16 protein-coding genes and 1 pseudogene are annotated in these 16635 nt (G+C 63.1%); 11 read left to right on the top strand and 6 right to left on the bottom strand.

Going from position 1 to position 16635, the window contains the following annotated elements:
- Nucleotides 1-217 precede the first annotated feature (217 nt).
- Nucleotides 218-1210, top strand: a complete 993-nt coding sequence (locus NKJ57_RS15150) for an acyltransferase family protein (protein WP_352573719.1) — start codon at nt 218-220, stop codon at nt 1208-1210.
- 66 nt (nt 1211-1276) lie between these two features.
- On the opposite strand, the pseudogene NKJ57_RS15145 reads toward NKJ57_RS15150, so the two are convergent.
- The 5 genes and pseudogenes from NKJ57_RS15145 to NKJ57_RS15125 form a co-directional block, all read right to left on the bottom strand.
- Nucleotides 1277-1784, bottom strand: a pseudogene (locus tag NKJ57_RS15145) (GNAT family N-acetyltransferase).
- Nucleotides 1784-2554 (bottom strand): copper homeostasis protein CutC, encoded by a 771-nt coding sequence (locus tag NKJ57_RS15140; protein ID WP_488377191.1) that lies wholly within the window; start codon nt 2552-2554, stop codon nt 1784-1786. Before NKJ57_RS15140 ends, NKJ57_RS15145 begins: the two are co-directional and overlap by 1 nt.
- Before the next feature lie 109 nt (nt 2555-2663).
- Complete coding sequence (locus tag NKJ57_RS15135) at nt 2664-3098, bottom strand: cupin domain-containing protein (protein WP_352499603.1); 435 nt, start codon at nt 3096-3098, stop codon at nt 2664-2666.
- A 77-nt stretch (nt 3099-3175) separates the two neighbouring features.
- Nucleotides 3176-3562, bottom strand: coding sequence for a hypothetical protein (locus NKJ57_RS15130; RefSeq protein ID WP_352499604.1), 387 nt, complete (start codon nt 3560-3562; stop codon nt 3176-3178).
- A 64-nt stretch (nt 3563-3626) separates the two neighbouring features.
- Nucleotides 3627-4223: an alpha-ketoglutarate-dependent dioxygenase AlkB gene (locus NKJ57_RS15125; RefSeq protein ID WP_352499605.1), complete on the bottom strand. Its 597-nt coding sequence runs from the start codon at nt 4221-4223 to the stop codon at nt 3627-3629.
- A gap of 151 nt (nt 4224-4374) precedes the next feature.
- Here NKJ57_RS15125 and NKJ57_RS15120 point away from each other — a divergent pair, with 151 nt between their 5' ends.
- The 8 genes from NKJ57_RS15120 (at nt 4375) to apnL (ending at nt 13131) form a co-directional block, all read left to right on the top strand.
- Nucleotides 4375-4602, top strand: a complete 228-nt coding sequence (locus tag NKJ57_RS15120; RefSeq protein WP_023681706.1) for a KTSC domain-containing protein — start codon at nt 4375-4377, stop codon at nt 4600-4602.
- Between the two features lie 217 nt (nt 4603-4819).
- A complete protein-coding gene (locus NKJ57_RS15115) occupies nt 4820-5647 on the top strand; it encodes a phosphogluconate dehydrogenase C-terminal domain-containing protein (RefSeq protein ID WP_023681705.1) in 828 nt (275 codons plus the stop codon).
- Nucleotides 5648-5976: 329 nt separating this feature from the next.
- Nucleotides 5977-6918, top strand: a complete 942-nt coding sequence (locus NKJ57_RS15110; protein ID WP_023691074.1) for a D-ribose ABC transporter substrate-binding protein — start codon at nt 5977-5979, stop codon at nt 6916-6918.
- Nucleotides 6919-7009: 91 nt separating this feature from the next.
- Complete coding sequence (locus tag NKJ57_RS15105) at nt 7010-7654, top strand: DUF2291 family protein (protein ID WP_352511743.1); 645 nt, start codon at nt 7010-7012, stop codon at nt 7652-7654.
- Nucleotides 7651-9198 carry a sugar ABC transporter ATP-binding protein gene (locus NKJ57_RS15100; RefSeq protein WP_352511742.1) on the top strand — a complete coding sequence of 516 codons (1548 nt, stop codon included), beginning with the start codon at nt 7651-7653 and terminating at the stop codon, nt 9196-9198. Before NKJ57_RS15105 ends, NKJ57_RS15100 begins: the two co-directional genes overlap by 4 nt.
- Nucleotides 9195-10259 carry an ABC transporter permease gene (locus NKJ57_RS15095; RefSeq protein ID WP_352511740.1) on the top strand — a complete coding sequence of 355 codons (1065 nt, stop codon included), beginning with the start codon at nt 9195-9197 and terminating at the stop codon, nt 10257-10259. Before NKJ57_RS15100 ends, NKJ57_RS15095 begins: the two co-directional genes overlap by 4 nt.
- A 2-nt stretch (nt 10260-10261) precedes the next feature.
- Nucleotides 10262-11296, top strand: a complete 1035-nt coding sequence (locus NKJ57_RS15090; protein ID WP_023681700.1) for a Gfo/Idh/MocA family protein — start codon at nt 10262-10264, stop codon at nt 11294-11296.
- Nucleotides 11293-13131 (top strand): D-apionate lactonase, encoded by a 1839-nt coding sequence (apnL, locus tag NKJ57_RS15085; protein WP_352511738.1) that lies wholly within the window; start codon nt 11293-11295, stop codon nt 13129-13131. Before NKJ57_RS15090 ends, apnL begins: the two co-directional genes overlap by 4 nt.
- Nucleotides 13132-13133: 2 nt before the next feature.
- On the opposite strand, the gene NKJ57_RS15080 is transcribed toward apnL, so the two are convergent.
- The gene (locus NKJ57_RS15080) at nt 13134-13847 is read right to left on the bottom strand and encodes a transcriptional regulator NanR (protein ID WP_023672607.1); all 714 of its coding nucleotides are present in this window, start codon (nt 13845-13847) and stop codon (nt 13134-13136) included.
- A 187-nt stretch (nt 13848-14034) separates the two neighbouring features.
- On the opposite strand from NKJ57_RS15080, the gene oiaX reads away from it, so the two are divergent.
- Together oiaX and NKJ57_RS15070 are read left to right on the top strand one after the other, a co-directional pair.
- Nucleotides 14035-15285: a 3-oxo-isoapionate-4-phosphate decarboxylase OiaX gene (gene oiaX, locus NKJ57_RS15075; RefSeq protein ID WP_023681698.1), complete on the top strand. Its 1251-nt coding sequence runs from the start codon at nt 14035-14037 to the stop codon at nt 15283-15285.
- A gap of 4 nt (nt 15286-15289) precedes the next feature.
- Nucleotides 15290-16624: a four-carbon acid sugar kinase family protein gene (locus NKJ57_RS15070; RefSeq protein ID WP_023681697.1), complete on the top strand. Its 1335-nt coding sequence runs from the start codon at nt 15290-15292 to the stop codon at nt 16622-16624.
- Nucleotides 16625-16635 lie beyond the last annotated feature (11 nt).

Raw genomic sequence — 16635 nt, 5'->3', positions numbered from 1 at the left:
ATCCGTTGTTTCAGGTAATTCCCGTGCAAGAACAGGCGCATACTTCCCAAGGGACTGCCCAGCCCCATTCTCGCACTTGCACAATCTGATATTGCACTGCAATATGTATAGCTAGGCGGAACACGGGGTGGATTCTGCGCGCGGCGGTGTGAGCTGCGCCAAGATCTTGCGTCGTAGAGGATCGGCATGGCCGACATTTCCGCAGCGTCCGTTGCCCTTGCCGCGGACGGCAGCCGACCAGAATGCTAGAGCAAGACTGGCCTATCTCGACGGCTGGCGCGGGCTTTCGATCGCATTGGTGCTGATCGGCCATTTCTTCCCCGTTCCCGGGATCAATCTCGGCGTGCTCGGCGTCGAGTTCTTCTTCGTGCTCTCAGGCCGGCTGATGGGCGAGATCCTTTTCATCGAACGCTTTCCGCTGAAAAAATTCTTCAAGCGCCGCTTTTCGCGCATCTATCCCGCGCTGCTGGTGTTCGTGATATCAGCCATGATCGGGCTCTCCGGCACCTTCATCGCCTTCAGATGGAAGGCGGCGCTGACGGCGCTGACATTCACCTACAACTATGCCGGAATTCTCATCACCCGCGCCGGCGCGCTCGACCACATCTGGTCGCTATGCGTGGAAGAGCATGCCTACATCATCCTGGCGCTGATCAGCGTGGTGGTGACCGGGCGGGGCAGTGTCGTTCGGCTGCTGGTGACGCTGTCGCTGCTGGCGATGGCCAATGGCGCCATTTCGTACTGGGTACTCGGCATGGATTACGAGCACAGCTATTGGCGCACCGACGTGCATATCGCCTCGATCCTGCTGTCGGCATCGATCTGCCTGCTCAGGCACGATGACCGGCTGCCGGCATTCCTGAAGGGTCCCTATGTCAGTCTGGTGTCGGCGGCCGCCGCCATTCTGCTGTTCCTCGATCCGGTGCCGACGCCGGTCCACTATCTCCTGGCGGTGCCCTTGCTGGCGCTTGCCGTCAATACGCTGGACACCAGCAGCTGGCATCTGACCGGCCTGCTTTCATCCAGGCCGATGGTGATGATCGGGCTGTGGTCGTACTCGCTCTATCTCTGGCAACAGGCCTTCTACAAATTCGTCGCCGAGCAGGGCAGTGCGCCGATCCCGATGCTGGCGGCTGTCTTCGCCTGTGCATTATGCAGCTACTATCTGGTCGAGAAGCCCGCGCGGGCCTGGCTGAACCGGAATTGGTGAGGGCTACGGACTCCTAATCTTATGCCGCCGTGGCGATCTGCTTGCCGATCATCAGCCAGCGACCCATCAGCCGGCGATCTCCTTGAGGTAGTAGCGCACCGCCTTCTTGCCGCCATGGATCACCGCGTCACCGACCTCGGCAAAGCCAAGCGCCGCATGGAAGGCGTCCGAAGCCGGATTGGGAGGTTCGACATTGACCTCGCAGGTGACGATGCTGTGGCCCGCGCGTGCGACTTCCCCGAACAGATCCTCGTAGAGCCGGCGGGCATGGCCGCGGCCGCGCGCTTGCGCCGCGACGACGACGCGGTCGACATAGACGAAGCGTGGAATAGCGCTCGCGGAACCAGAGGAAATTCGGGCTGTCGTAGGCCGCATTCTGGTCGAAGGTCATGATGAAGGCTTCGAGCGTGCCGATGCGCCTGACGTAAAACGCTTCGCCAAGCAGGAAAGACAGCCGTTCGGGCTCGAGCCATGACAGTTCGGCGGCGTGCTCATTGTTGAGTGCGAGGATGGCCGCTTCGTCCTGAGGCGAGACACGGCTGATCGGCGACGGCCCAGTCACGGCTTCGCTCATCATGCTCTGGCCGCCGCAATCGTCGCGGCAACCAGCGCCCCATCGGTGACTGTGGTGCGGTATTCGCGGTCCAGATCGCCGCCGCCCATGCCGACTTGCGGGTTGCGGTAGGCCATGGCGCTCGGTACGTCCTTGAGCGCGGCGAAATGCAGTTCCGTCAGCCCGGTTGATGCCAGCACCCCGGCGATGTTTTCGGGGTCCAGCGCGCCGCAGCCGAGGATGATGATGCGGCCGTCGGCCTGGCGGACGAGATCCGCCAACAGGCCGGCGCCTTCCACCGCGGTGTCCCTCTGGCCGCTGGTCAGCACCCGGCCGACCTTGCAGCGGATCAGCGCTTCCAGCGCCTCGGCCGGGTCGCGCGTCATGTCGAAGGCGCGGTGGCAGGTGACGGCGAGCGGACCGGCGGCATCGACCAGCGCGCCCATGCGGGTTTCATCGATGGTGCCGTCGGCATTGAGGCAACCGACGACGACACCGGCGACGCCGAGGTCACGAAGCGCTGCGACATCGGCGAGCATCGAGCTGTATTCGGCCTCGCTGTAGAGGAAATCGCCGCCGCGCGGCCGCACGATGACATGGAAGGGAATGGTCGCGCTCTCGAGTGCGGCGCGCACCGTGCCGAGGCTGGGCGTGATGCCGCCTTCGACCAGGCTGGCGCAGAGCTCGACCCGGTCGGCGCCGGCGGCCTGCGCGGCCAGCAGTCCATCGATGCCTTCGACGCAGATTTCGATCAGGGGGCGAGCATTTCCTGCCAAGGGGCGATCCTTCATGATTGCATGACGGCCAGCCCTAGCATCGGCTCGGTTGGTGGGGAAGCCGGAACAGCCAGTCGCTGCTTGGGCCAGCCCGGCAACCCTGCCTAGGTCCGTAGCGAGAGATCTATTGTTTCTGCAGCACCGTGTTCTTGGCGCCTTGTTCGACCTGGTCGATGACCAGCAGCTTGACCGGGGCGTCGCCGATGTTGGTGGCCTGGTGCCATTGGCCGATCATCTCGATGATGAAATCGCCCGTCTTGTAGGTGTTGCTGTTGCCGGTCTCGACATTCGTCACTTTGAGTGTCCCGGCCTCGACATAGGCGTAGCGGGCAAACGGGTGCTTGTGCACCGGCAGAGTGGCGCCGACCGCAATGTCATAGGTTGAAACCAGGACCTGGACATTTTTCTGCGGCAGCACGATCGGCTGACCGGACGCCGTCTGGCTGCGATCGGCAAGCGGTGTGACGACAACCGGCGGGATGGTACTGTCCAGCGCCCGAGCGGGGTTTGCAGATAGCGCTGCCGCGAACAGCAGCATCGATGCCAGGATCTTTCGCATGGTTCCTCCAGGTTTTACCGCCACCGCGCGGCGCGACGCCAAAGTTCGAACTCTCGTCAGTTACTGGAGACACAACGTCATCCGCCGGTGCCGTCGTCCATCATCGTATTCGTGAGCGCTTCATAGATGTTGCTGCATACCTGAGACCGCGGACAGTGTTTTACGATGAATGCCGGCACGACAGTCAGTGCGGCGGCGATCAGGATTTGCAGGAAGAGAGGAGCAGGCTCGAAGCGTTTGCCAAGCAAGGCTCGGCAAGCGAAGTAGAGACTTTGAGCCAGGCATGCCCAGACAAGGACATGCAACAGCGTGCTCGTTGCTCGGGCATAGGGCGTTATGTATCCGTCGGGAAAGCCGACCATGCCGAGGTCGACGAGCCACTGCAGAGCCAGAACGCAGGACAGGCATGCCCACAGAAAGAGCGCCACGCGGATGGCCGGGATTTTGCTGCGATCAACGCTCATATGCAATCGAAGCACAACTGCGTGCTGCCTTCCAGAGCGGCTGCTGCGTGGCTTGGAGTATCGCCTATTTCAGAGTGCGCAGCGTGATCGAATAGCGGTGCCCGGCGACCGGCGGAATGCTGTGCTCCCACTCGTGGCGCGCCGGACCGTCCATGAGATAGAGGGACCTCGGTTCGACCTCGATCGTCTCGCGATCCCATTTCGAGCCTTTTTTGCGGCGCAGCCGAAAGCTGCAGGGCGCCAGCAGCGAGACGCCGGCGACGAGATCGAAATGCGGCTTGTCGCGATGCCAACCTATGCCCGCGCCCGGCCGATACTCGTTGATGAGCACTTGCGCGAATTCCGTGGCCTGCCTGCCGGCAAAATCCGCGACCTTGTCGCGAAGCGGCAGCAGGAATTTCGGGATGGGCGGCGCTTCGACGACCTGTCGCCGGTCATAGTCGTAGCGCCAGCCGAAGCCGGCGACCAGCCGGTTGGCAATATGGCCATGGAAATCGAACGGCTTGAAGGACAGTTCATTGAGGTGACGGACCAGTTCCGCCTCTTCGTCCGTTGTGATCAGGCTAGGCCGGTAAGAAAATCCTTCCGGCAGCGTGTCGGCCGCGCCGAAGAGATCGCCCTGGCTGGCATACGCTGTTGTACTGGATTTCGTCTGTGACATCTGACGGAGAGATAGGAAGCCTCGCGGCCCGGGCAAGATTTTCGGCGTTGTGGTGCGCCTCCCTGACGGAACCTCCGCATCGTTGCGGCATTACGCATGTTCGAAGCAGGATTTGGGGCGAAAGATTTGGGGACGAAGCAGGATTTTCGACATGCCGTCCACTGCCATTCGCAACACCCACTACGACCCGTCGACGAAAATCCTCTCGGTCTGGTTCGTCCCGAGCGGAGCCCGCTACGACTATGAAGAGGTCGAGCCCGAGACCTATGCGGCGTTCCGCGCCGCCTTCTCGAAAGGGCAATTTTTCAACGAGTTCATACGCGATCGCTACCGGTTTCACCTGGTTGAAGAAGGACGCCGGCGCGTGACTGGATCCTGAAGGCGCTACGAGAACTCGCGGCGCAGGGATAGTTTTCGGGCTGGGAAGGAAGACCAGGGACCCAGGCAGGCCCGCCACGTGCGAGCGGAATGCCAAACAGACGACCGCATGGCCGCATCAAAGCCCTGTTCAACTCCTCAATCCGTGGTAAGGTGATTATACCAGTCAATAACATGACGATCGGCGCGGCCGTCGTTTAAAGCGGGAGTAGGGATAGATGACGACGATTGCGCTGCTCGGTGCCGGCGGCAAAATGGGCTACCGACTGTCGACCAATTTTCGCGGATCGCCCTACACGGTACGCCATGTCGAGGTCAGCGAGGCCGGCCGCGAGCGGCTGAAGACCGGACTGGGCTTCGACGCGGTCAGTGCCGATGCGGCGCTCGACGGGGCGGATATCGTCATCCTGGCCGTTCCCGACACGCATATCGGCAAGGTGGCGGCTGATATCGAGAGCAAACTGGCGCCAGGCACAATGGTGATAGTGCTCGATGCGGCCGCACCCTTCGCCGGCCATCTGCCCAACCGGCCGGACCTGACCTATTTCGTCACCCATCCCTGTCATCCGCCGATCTTCAACGACGAGACCGACATGGCGGCCAAGAAGGATTATTTTGGCGGCGTCAAGGCCAAGCAGCATATGGTCAGCGCGCTGATGCAGGGGCCGGAAGCGGACTACGCCAAGGGCGAGGCGGTCGCAAAAATCATCTGGGCGCCGGTCATGCGCTCGCACCGTGTCACCGTCGAACAGATGGCGCTGCTGGAGCCCGGTCTATCGGAGACGGTGTGCGCGTCACTGCTTGTCGTCATGAAGGAAGCCGTCGACGAGGTCGTCGCGCGAGGCGTCGACCAACAGGCGGCGCTCGACTTCCTGCTCGGCCACATGAACGTGCTCGGCGCCGTGATTTTCGGCGAGACCAAGGGCGTATTCTCGGATGCCTGCAACAAGGCGATCGAATTCGGCAAGCCGGTGCTGATGCGCGACGACTGGAAGCGGGTGTTCGAACCGGAAGAGATCGCCGCGAGCATTCGGCGCATTACCTGAGAAAGGCCGAGTCGGGCGCTTGCCGGAGTGCCTCGGTGGCTCGACACACCCGCCATGACACCCAACTGTTTTTGCTCAGTGGGCACATGTCACCTCGATTAGTGATTGACTCATCATACCAGTTGGCTTAGCTGTTGATGGCTTGGGCAAGGGTTCGCGGGAAGTACGAAGCCTGGACGAGTGGAGGGACGGCGGGGGCGCAACGATCCGTCAGGTGGGAAGCCGGCAACGGCATTTCAGCCCGAACCGATCAGCGGCCCGCGCTGCGCGACGAATTCGAATGCAGGGGCCTTGATTGATCAAGGCAATTTTTCAAACGGGAGGACATCATGAAACTCACACGCAGAATGACACTTGCGGCGTTCGCCGGCATGCTGGCGCTTGGCACGGCGGCGCCCGCCTATGCGGCCGACCTCATTGCCATCATCACGCCCTCGCATGACAATCCGTTCTTCAAGGCGGAAGCCGTCGGCGCCGAAGCCAAGGCCAAGGAACTCGGCTACGAAGCGCTTGTGCTCGTCCATGACGACGACGCCAACAAGCAATCCGAATTGATCGATACGGCGATCGGTCGCGGCGCCAAGGCGATCATCCTCGACAATGCCGGCGCCGACGCCACCGTCGCTGCCGTGCAGAAGGCCAAGGACGCAGGCGTGCCGTCGTTCCTGATCGATCGCGAGATCAACGCCACCGGCGTCGCCGTGGCTCAGATCGTCTCCAACAACTACCAGGGCGCCCAGCTCGGCGCGCAGGAGTTCGTCAAGCTGATGGGCGAGAAGGGCAATTTCGTCGAGCTGGTCGGCAAGGAATCCGATACCAATGCCGGCATTCGCTCGAAGGGCTATCATGACGTCATCGACGATTATCCGGACCTGAAGATGGTCGCCCAGCAATCGGCCAACTGGAGCCAGACGGAAGCCTATTCCAAGATGGAATCGATCCTGCAGGCCAACCCGGATATCAAGGGCGTCATCTCCGGCAACGACACGATGGCCATGGGCGCGTATGCGGCGCTGGTTGCGGCGAACCGCAAGGACGTCATCGTCGTCGGTTTCGACGGATCCAACGACGTGCGCGATTCGATCACCGCGGGCGGCATCAAGGCAACCGTCCTGCAGCCGGCCTATGCGCAGGCGCAGATGGCGGTCGAGCAGGCCAACGACTTCATCAAGAACAAGAAGTCGCCGGCCAAGGAAAAGCAGCTGATGGACTGCGTTCTGGTCAATGGTGACAATGCTGCCAAGCTGGAAACGTTTGCGCTGACCAACTGAGCCGGCGTGACATGAACAGCGAGGGGCGACCCAAGGGTCGTCCCTCGTCGGCATTTTCCGTGGGTATTGATCACATGCTCAACAAGCCATCATGCTGAACAACAAGCCGACCTGGCCGATCCTTGCCGTGATACTCGGCATCAGCTTGACCGCCTGCAAGATCCTCCCGACCCCTTCGGGGGGCAGCGGCAATGCCGCCGTCTTCAATCCGGACAAGATGGTCGAGGAGATCTGGGCCGCGAAGGTCGTGCCTTACCTCCAGCAGAAGGCCGGGCCGTTTGCCGAGGTCCACGCTCTGGCGAAAACCGATCCTGCTTCCGCTGGCGCCAAATATGGCAATCCGAACAAGCAGGCGAATTCGCCGTGGACCTTCGCGGTTCGCGTCGAGGGCAAGATCATCGCAGCCAACACGGCGTCACGCGCGGCAACGATGGATATCGATGTCGACGGCGACGGCAAGGCCGATGCGCGTGTGCAAATCGGACCGGCGATGCGGGGAACCGCGCTGCGCGACAGTCTCGATTTCATCCAGTTCAACGACTTTACCAACCAGATCGACTTCGCCCAGTTCGGCAAGGCGTTCAACGCCTATGCCGTCAAGGCCGTGCTTGCCAAACTGCCGCGTGACGCGCTGGAAGGCCGGACCGCCAAGGTCCTCGGCGCCTATACGCTCGAAAACGGCCAGGACCTGCCGCTGGTGACGCCGGCGGAGGCAGAAATCGGGCCGAAGCCATGAGCGCTGCGGTTGCTCACGATGTCGTCTTGAAGCTGGAGGACGTCTCCAAGGTCTATTCCGGCACCGTCGCGGTCAAGCGCGCGAATTTCGAGGTGCGCAAGGGCGCCGTCAATGTGCTGGTCGGCGAAAACGGCGCCGGCAAATCGACGCTGATGAAGATTATCGCCGGCGTCGAACAGCCGACGCTCGGCCGGATCCTCCTGGAAGGGGAGGAGGTCTCCTTCTCGTCATCGGGCGACGCGGTGAACCGCGGCATCGGCATGGTGTTCCAAGAGCTGAACCTGTTTGGCAATATGACCGTCGCCGAGAACATCTTCGCCACGCGCGAGATCACCAACCGGTTTCGCAAGATCGACCGCAAGGAGCAGGAGCGCCGTGCGGCCCAATTTCTCGAACGCCTGCAGGCCGGGATAAGGCCCGACATGCTGGTCGAGGATCTGCGCATCGGCCAGCAGCAGCTGGTCGAGATCGCCAAGGCGGTTTCGCTCGATGCACGCATCCTGATCATGGACGAGCCGACCTCGGCGCTGAGTGCGGCGGAAGTCGAGATCCTGTTCAAGGTGATCGCCGACCTCAAGGCGCGCGGCGTGGCCATCGTCTACATCTCGCACCGGCTGGAAGAACTGATCCGCATCGGCGACTACATCACCGTGCTGCGCGATGGACACATCACCGGCCAGGAAGAGATGAAAAACGTCGACACGCGGTGGATCGTGCGGCAGATGATCGGCTCCGACGCCAAGGATTTCGCCAAGGCCGACGGCCATGTTCCCGGCGGAGAGATATTCCGCGCCGAGGACATCTGCCTGCCGCGCGCGACCGGCGGACTGGCGGTCGATCACGTTTCGCTGTCGCTGCGCGCCGGCGAGATACTCGGCATATACGGCCTGATGGGCGCCGGGCGAAGCGAGCTGTTCGACTGCATCATGGGCCGCCATGGCCAGGCGACCGGCGCGATCTTCATCGCCGGCAAGAAGGTCAAGGAGCGGGACACGACGCGGCGCATCCGGCGCGGGCTGGCGCTGATCCCCGAAGACCGCCAACGCGAAGGGCTGGTGTCGATCCTCTCCGTCGCCAGCAATCTGACGCTGGCCAGCCTGTCGCGCTTTGTCCGCCTGTTCCACATCAGTGGCGGCCAGGAGAAGCAGGCGGTGACGCAGATGGTGCGGGAACTGGCGATCAAGGTTGCCGACCCGGCGCAGGAGGTCTCGTCGCTGTCGGGCGGCAACCAGCAAAAGGTGGTGATCGGCAAGGCGCTGCTCACCGGGCCGAAGGTGCTGCTGATGGACGAGCCGAGCCGTGGCATCGATGTCGGCGCCAAGGCCGACGTCTTCCGCACCATGCGCAAACTGTCGCGCGATGGGCTCGGTATTCTGTTCGCCACCTCCGATCTCGATGAGGTGATGGCGCTGTCCGACCGGATCGCGGTGATGAGCAATGGAAAACTGACCGGCATGTTCGATCGCGCCGAGGCGACGGAGGCAGCCCTTGTCGCCGCCTCGGCACTTGGCCACGGACCGGCTCCGCACACGGAGAACCCATGACTGACATCCCGGCCAAGGCGGCTGTCTCCTCCGTTTCGAGCGGCTCGCTGCTGCTGACGCTGATGAAGGCGAGGACCTTCATCGCGCTGATCGCCGTCTTGGTCTTCTTCTCGATCGCGGCGCCGAATTTCCTGTCGACCGCCAACCTGATCCTGATGTCGAAACATGTGGCGCTGAACGCCTTCCTCGCCATGGGCATGACCTTCGTCATCATCACCGGCGGCATCGATCTCTCAGTCGGCTCGATCGTCGGCCTGTGCGGCATGGTCGCCGGCTATCTCGTGCTCAACGGCATCGACCTGCAATTCGGCTACACCATCTATTTCAACGTCGTCGAGATCGCGCTGATCACGCTGGCGGTTGGCATATTGATCGGCGCCGTCAACGGATTGCTGATCACCAGGCTGAACGTCGCGCCGTTCATCGCCACACTCGGCGTGCTCTATGTCGCGCGCGGCCTGGCGTTGCTGTCGTCGGACGGCCGCACCTTCCCCAACCTCGTCGGCAAGCCGGAGCTTGGCACCACCGGGTTTGGTTTCCTCGGCGCCGGGCGGCTGCTCGGCCTGCCGGTGGCGATCTGGATCCTGATCGTTGTTGCGCTGGTTGCGGCATATCTCGCCAAATACACGCCGCTCGGCCGCCACATCTTCGCCGTCGGCGGCAATGAACGGGCGTCGCGAATTTCGGGCGTTCGTGTCAACGTGGTGAAAATGTTCGTCTACATGTTCTCCGGCTTTTGCGCGGCGATCGTCGGTCTGATCATCTCGTCCGAACTGATGGCTTCGCACCCGGCAACGGGCGAAAGTTTCGAGCTCAACGCCATCGCGGCGGCAGTGCTCGGCGGCACCTCGATGTCAGGTGGGCGCGGCACGATCGGCGGCACCATTGTCGGCGCCTTCGTCATCGGCATTCTTTCGGACGGGTTGGTGATGATGGGCGTGAGTTCCTTCTGGCAGATGGTGATCAAGGGCCTTGTCATCATCGTCGCCGTCGTCGTCGACCAGGCGCAGCGCCGGCTGCAGAGCCGGGTGACGTTGATGCAGATGGCTAAGGCAGGCTGAGCATGGCGGAGTTGCGGGGAGGGCTCATCGGCTGCGGCTTCTTTGCCATCAACCAGATGCATGCCTGGCGCGACATTGAAGGCGCCGCGATGGTCGCCATTTGCGACCGCGACCCGGAGCGGCTGCGCATCATCGGCGACCAGTTCGGCATTGCGAAGCGCTACACCGACGCGGCAGAGATGTTTGCAAGCGAAAGCCTCGACTTCGTCGATATCGCCACTACCGTTCCCAGCCATCGTCCGCTGGTCGAGATGGCGGCGCTGCACCGTGTGCCGGTGATTTGCCAAAAGCCGTTCGCGCCGACGCTTGCCGACGCCAAGGCGATGGTGAGGGCCTGCGTGGAAGCCGGCGTACCGCTGATGGTGCATGAGAATTTTCGCTGGCAGTCGGCGATCCAGGCGGTGCGTGCCGTGCTCGACAGCGGCGAGATCGGCACGCCGTTCTTCGGGCGCATCTCCTTCCGCTCTGCCTATGACGTGTTTTCCGGCCAGCCCTATCTCGCCAAGGGAAAGCGCTTCATCATCGAGGACCTCGGTATCCACAGTCTCGACATCGCCCGTTTTCTACTGGGCGACGTGTCGACGATCACGACGCGAACCGCGCGCATCAACCCCGGCATCGCGGGCGAAGATGTCGCGACGATGCTGATGGACCACAAGAGCGGGGCGACGTCAGTGGTCGACTGTAGCTACGCGACGAAGCTCGCCACCGAACCGTTTCCCGAAACGCTTATCGAGATCGACGGCAGCGACGGCACGATCCGCTTGGCGCAGGGATATCGGCTCACCGTCACCGGCAGGAGCGGCACGAAGATCACCGACGTTTCGCCGCCCGTACTCGCCTGGGCATCGCGCCCATGGCACAACATCCAGGAGAGCGTCGTCGCCATCCAGCAGCACTGGGTCGACTGCCTGGCAAAGGGAACCGAGCCGGCGACCTCGGGCGCCGACAATCTCAAGACATTCGCGCTGGTCGAGGCGGCCTATCTGGGCGCCGCGAGCCACGAACCTGTCCACCTGGATGGCTTGCTGACATGACAGCCGACGCCTTCCTCCTATACGGCACACGCGTGGTCGAGGCCGAGCCGGTTAGGCTGAGTGCGGGCTTGCTCAGCGCCGACTTTGTCAACGGCAGCCTGCGCACCATCCGTTACGGCGGCATCGAAGTGCTGCGCGCCATCGCCTACATCGTGCGCGACCGCGACTGGGGCACCTATGAACCGGCGCTGGCGGACCTTGCCGTCGATCAGGACGCCGACAGCTTCTCCGTCAGCTACTCCGCAACTTGCTTAGCACCGGGCGGAAGCCGGCTCGACTTTCGCGCTACGATCAAGGGCTCCGCCAACGGTCACCTAGTGTTCGACGTTAGCGCGGTCCCTGAAAGCGATTTCGAGACCAATCGCTGCGGTTTTTGCGTCCTGCATCCGATCGCCGGCCTCGCCGGCAGCCCGGTCACGGTCGAGCATACTGACGGAAGCGTGGTGGCGACGAAACTGCCGCTGTTGATCGATCCCTGGCAGCCTTTCAAGGATTTGCGCGCGATCACCCATGAGGTCCGGCCGGGCATCACTGCCGAATGCCGGATGGAGGGCGACACTTTCGAGATGGAGGACCAGCGCAACTGGTCGGACGCGTCCTACAAGACCTATGTGCGGCCACTGGCGCTGCCTTGGCCCTATGTGCTGCCGGCCGGCCAAACTGTAAGCCAGACGGTCAGCCTGCGCATCACCGGCGAGGGGGGAATGCCGGCCGCAGCATCTGCCGCCGAACCGGTCAGCGTCGAACTCGGCGAGACCGGGCAGAGGCTGCCGGATCTCGGCGTGATCATCTACCCGGATGAGGTCGAAGCAGCGCTCGCAAATCTTTCGACATTGACCGAACTCGGCCCGCAGCAACTTGTCTTCCACTACGATCCGACGCGCGGCCACGGTCTCGAAGCATTGCAGTCTTATGCAAGGCTCACCGCCGCCTATCCGGTGCAGACGACGCTGGAATGCGTTGTTGCCTGCGCGGGCGACCTCGATGCCGAGCTGTCAGGCGTTGCCGACATGGTGCGTCAAGCCGGGTTGAAGCTTTCGGCCATTGCCGTCTCGCCTTCGGTTGACCGGCAGTCGACACCGCCGGGCAGCGCGTGGCCGGACTGTCCGCCGCTCGAAGACGTCTATGCCGCGGCCTGTCGCGCCTTTCCCGATATCCGGCTCGGCGGCGGCATGTTCAGCTATTTCACCGAGCTCAACCGCAAGCGCGTGCCGGCGGGCCAACTCGATTTCGTCACCCACTGCACGTGCCCGATCGTGCACGCCGCCGACGATCTCAGCGTCATGCAGTCGCTGGAGGCGCTGCCCTTCATCACCGCGTCGGCGCGGGCGATCTTCGGGGAAAAGCCTTACCGCATCGGTCCATCGACGATCGCCATGCGCCAGAACCCCTATGGCGGCGCGACCAAGGGCAATCCCGGGGGCCAGCGCATCGCCATGGCCGATCGCGACCCTCGCCATGCCGGCCTGTTCGCAGCCGCATGGGCGATCGGCTATGCCGCGCGTGTCGCGCCGGCCGGGCTGGAACTGCTCACGCTGTCCGGCTTCGCCGGGCCTTTCGGCGTGCTCGCAGCATCCGGCGAACCCGTCGCGGAAGGATCGCCTCGGCCGATCTTCGATGCCATCAAGGGGCTTTGCGAACTGGCCGGCCTTACGTATGTGGCGACGAAAACGAGCGACGAGACCAAGGTGCTGGCGCTGGCCGGCCGCTCCGCTTCGGGCAAGACCGTGGCGTGGCTGGCGAACCTGACGGCGGACGACGTGACGGTCGACATCTCAGCGTTTGGCCGAGGCCAACTGGTGATGACCCCTTACGCGATCACGCGGATCGGCTGAAATCAGTTGCCGGAGTTCATCACATAAAGCGCGCGCGAGCGCTCGAGGTGCTTGATCATCGCCTTCTCGGCGCCGTCGGCATCCTTCTTCTCGATGCGGCCGATGATCTCTTCATGCTCGGTCAGCGTGAACTGTTCCTTGCCGGTCCAGATCAGCATTTCGGTGTGATATTCCTTCAGCCAACCGAGCATCGCCTCGCTGACGGCGATATAGATCGGGTTGCCTGAAATGGCCGCGATCTGGGTGTGAAACTTCATGTCGGCTGAAATGAAAGCCTCGGAATCGCCGCGAAAGCCACGCTGTTCGGCAATTGTGGCCCGCAGCTGCTCAACGTCCTCGGCAGTGGCGTTTTCGGCGGCTTCCCTGACCATACCGCGCTCGAAGAAGATGCGCGCCGTTTTCAGGTGTTCCAACGTGTCCTTCGACGACGACAGGATGATCTTGGCTGCGCCATCGACCTGCTTGATGATCGACTTGGCGGTCAGCTGCAGCACCTTGGCGCGTTCCCCATGCGAGATCGCGACGAGGCCCATATTGCTCAGCGCCTGCATCGCCTCGCGGATCGCGGGACGGCCGACCTCGAAGCGCTCCATCAACTCGCGCTCCGACGGCATGTCGTCGCCCGGCGTCAATTCTCCGCTGGTGATCAGGCGCTTCAGCCGCAAAAACACTTCGTCGGAAAGTTTGCGCCGGACGATCGGCTCCGAACGGTTCATCGTCGCGAATCACTCCCTTGACCTGTGTCTATCTAACACTGCCGCAGCTGTTCCCGGAATGGCTGTCGCCCCGATCGCCCATAGCCGCCAGACAGGATATTGCTTGCAAAGCTTATGTGCTCATTATACCAGATTCCGACGATCAAGGAACTCTTTTCGAACCCCCTGCGGCCTCAGACAACGAACCATGATCACGCTCACCTACCGCATCGAGACATCAGGCAGCATCGAGACGCTGGCAGCCAAGATCGCCAGCGACCAGTCGTCTGGAACCTTCGTCGCGCTGCCCGGCGAGACCGAGGAACTGAAAGCCCGGGTGGCCGCGCGTGTCCTGGCCATTCGGCACCTGCCGGACGCACTTCGCCCCTCCATTCCCGAGGCCGGTAACGGGCCGTTCAAGCGCGCGGATGTCGACATCGCCTTTCCATTCGATGCCATCGGCCACGACCTGTCGGCTCTGATGACCATTGCCATCGGCGGCGCCTATTCGATCAAGGGCCTAACCGGCATTCGCGTTGTCGACATGAAGCTGCCGGAGCAATTCCGCGGCGCGCATCCAGGTCCGCAATTCGGCGTCGCCGGCAGCCGCAGGCTGACAGGTGTCACGGATCGGCCGATCATCGGCACCATCGTCAAGCCGGCGCTGGGGCTGCGGCCCCCCGAGACCGCCGCGATGGTGGGCGAGCTGATCGCCGCCGGTGTCGATTTCATCAAGGACGATGAGAAGCTGATGAGCCCAGCCTATTCGCCGCTGGCGGAGCGGGTAAAGGCAATCATGCCGCTGATCCTCGACCACGAGCAGAGGACCGGCAAGAAGGTGATGTACGCCTTCGGCATCTCGCATGCCGACCCGGACGAGATGATGCGCAATCACGATCTGGTGGCCAAGGCCGGCGGAAATTGCGCCGTGGTCAACATCAACTCCGTCGGTTTCGGTGGCCTGGCCTTCTTGAGAAAACGCTCCAGCCTGGTGCTTCACGCTCATCGCAACGGCTGGGACATCCTCACCCGCCATCCCGGCCTCGGTATGAACTTCAAGGTCTGGCAACAGTTCTGGCGGCTGCTCGGCGTCGACCAGTTCCAGATCAACGGCATCCAATCGAAATACTGGGAGCCGGACGCGTCTTTCGTCGAGTCCTTCAAGGCGGTGACGACGCCGATTTTTGCCCCTGAGGATTGCGCCTTGCCTGTGGCGGGCTCCGGCCAATGGGGCGGGCAAGCGCCCGAGACCTATGAACGGACCGGCCGGACGGTCGATCTGCTCTATCTGTGCGGCGGCGGCATCGTCAGCCATCCGGATGGACCGGGCGCCGGGGTGCGTGCCGTGCAGCAAGCCTGGCAGGCGGCGGTCGACGGCATTCCGCTGGCGGATTTCGCCTTGAGCCATCCGGAGCTGGCGCGGTCGATCGAAAAATTCGGCGACGGCAAAGCGGCCTGAAGCAATGCAAGACCTGCTTCTCAGCTATTATGGCGACGACCTCACCGGCTCGACCGACGTCATGGAAGCGCTCGAACTCGGCGGCGTGCCGACCGTGCTATTTATGCGCCAGCCGGACGCGGCCATGGTTGAGCAGTTCAGCCATTGCCGCGCCATTGGCCTAGCCGGCACCAGCCGCAGCGAGACGCCGCAATGGATGAACACGCATCTGAGCGATGCCTTCGCTTGGCTGAAGACGCTGAATGCCGCGATCTGTCACTACAAGGTCTGCTCCACCTTCGATTCCAGCCCGACCATCGGCAGCATCGGTCGCGCCATCGAGATCGGCCGTTCGGTCTTCGCGCAGGACAGCGTGCCGCTGCTGGTCGGGGCGCCGCAGCTCAAGCGTTACACGGCCTTCGGTCATTTGTTCGCGGCCTATCGTGAAAAGTATTTCCGCATCGACCGCCATCCGGTGATGAGCCGCCACCCGACGACGCCGATGGATGAATCCGACCTGCTGATCCATCTGTCGCGGCAGACGGAGCTCACATCGGGGCTGGTCGACCTCGCGACGTTGCAGTCGGCGGCGCGCTCGGAGGCCTTCGATCGCTTGCTCGCCGAGGGCACCGACATCGTACTTGTCGATGTCGACAGCCTCGAGACGCAGGCGCTTGCCGGCAAGGAGATATGGCGCGCCCGCAAGCCGGGCGGTTCGTTCGTCGTCGGCTCGTCGGGGATCGAATATGCGCTGCTGGCCGAATGGGTGTCGAACGGGACAGTCAGAGCTGAACCAGAATTTTCGCCGCCGGGTGCCGCCGACCGGATCGCGGTCGTCTCGGGCAGTTGTTCGCCGACGACCGAACGACAGATCCGGCACGCTTTGACCGACGGCTTCGATGGCATCGAGGTCGATCCCGTCGAACTGATCTCCGAAGCTTCCGGAGATGCGATCGCACGCGCGACGGCAGCCGGTCGCGCCAGTCTGGAAGCCGGGCGCAGCGTCGTTCTCTACACGGCCCTTGGACCCGCGGCCGATAGGGGGGGCGAAATCGACCGCCAGGAAGGCGCCCGCCACAAGCTCGGGCGGGGCCTCGGCGAACTGCTTCGCGCGCTGACCATCGAGCAGAAGTTGCAGCGCGTGGTCGTTGCCGGCGGCGATACGTCGAGCCACGCGCTCGGCCAGATGGGTGTCGATGCGCTGACCGTGCGGATGCCGTTGCCGGTGTCGCCGGGCTCGCCGCTTTGCGTCGCTCACTCGCGCGTCAAGGCGATCGATGGGCTGGAGGTGGCACTCAAGGGCGGGCAGGTCGGAACCGACCGCTATTTCAGCGCCATCCGTGACGGCCTTAGCAGCTGATTACGCGTCGC

The sequence above is a fragment of the Mesorhizobium sp. M0077 genome, assembly GCF_040322955.1.
Lineage (GTDB): Bacteria > Pseudomonadota > Alphaproteobacteria > Rhizobiales > Rhizobiaceae > Mesorhizobium.
This window is presented reverse-complemented; position numbering and strand designations above follow the sequence as displayed.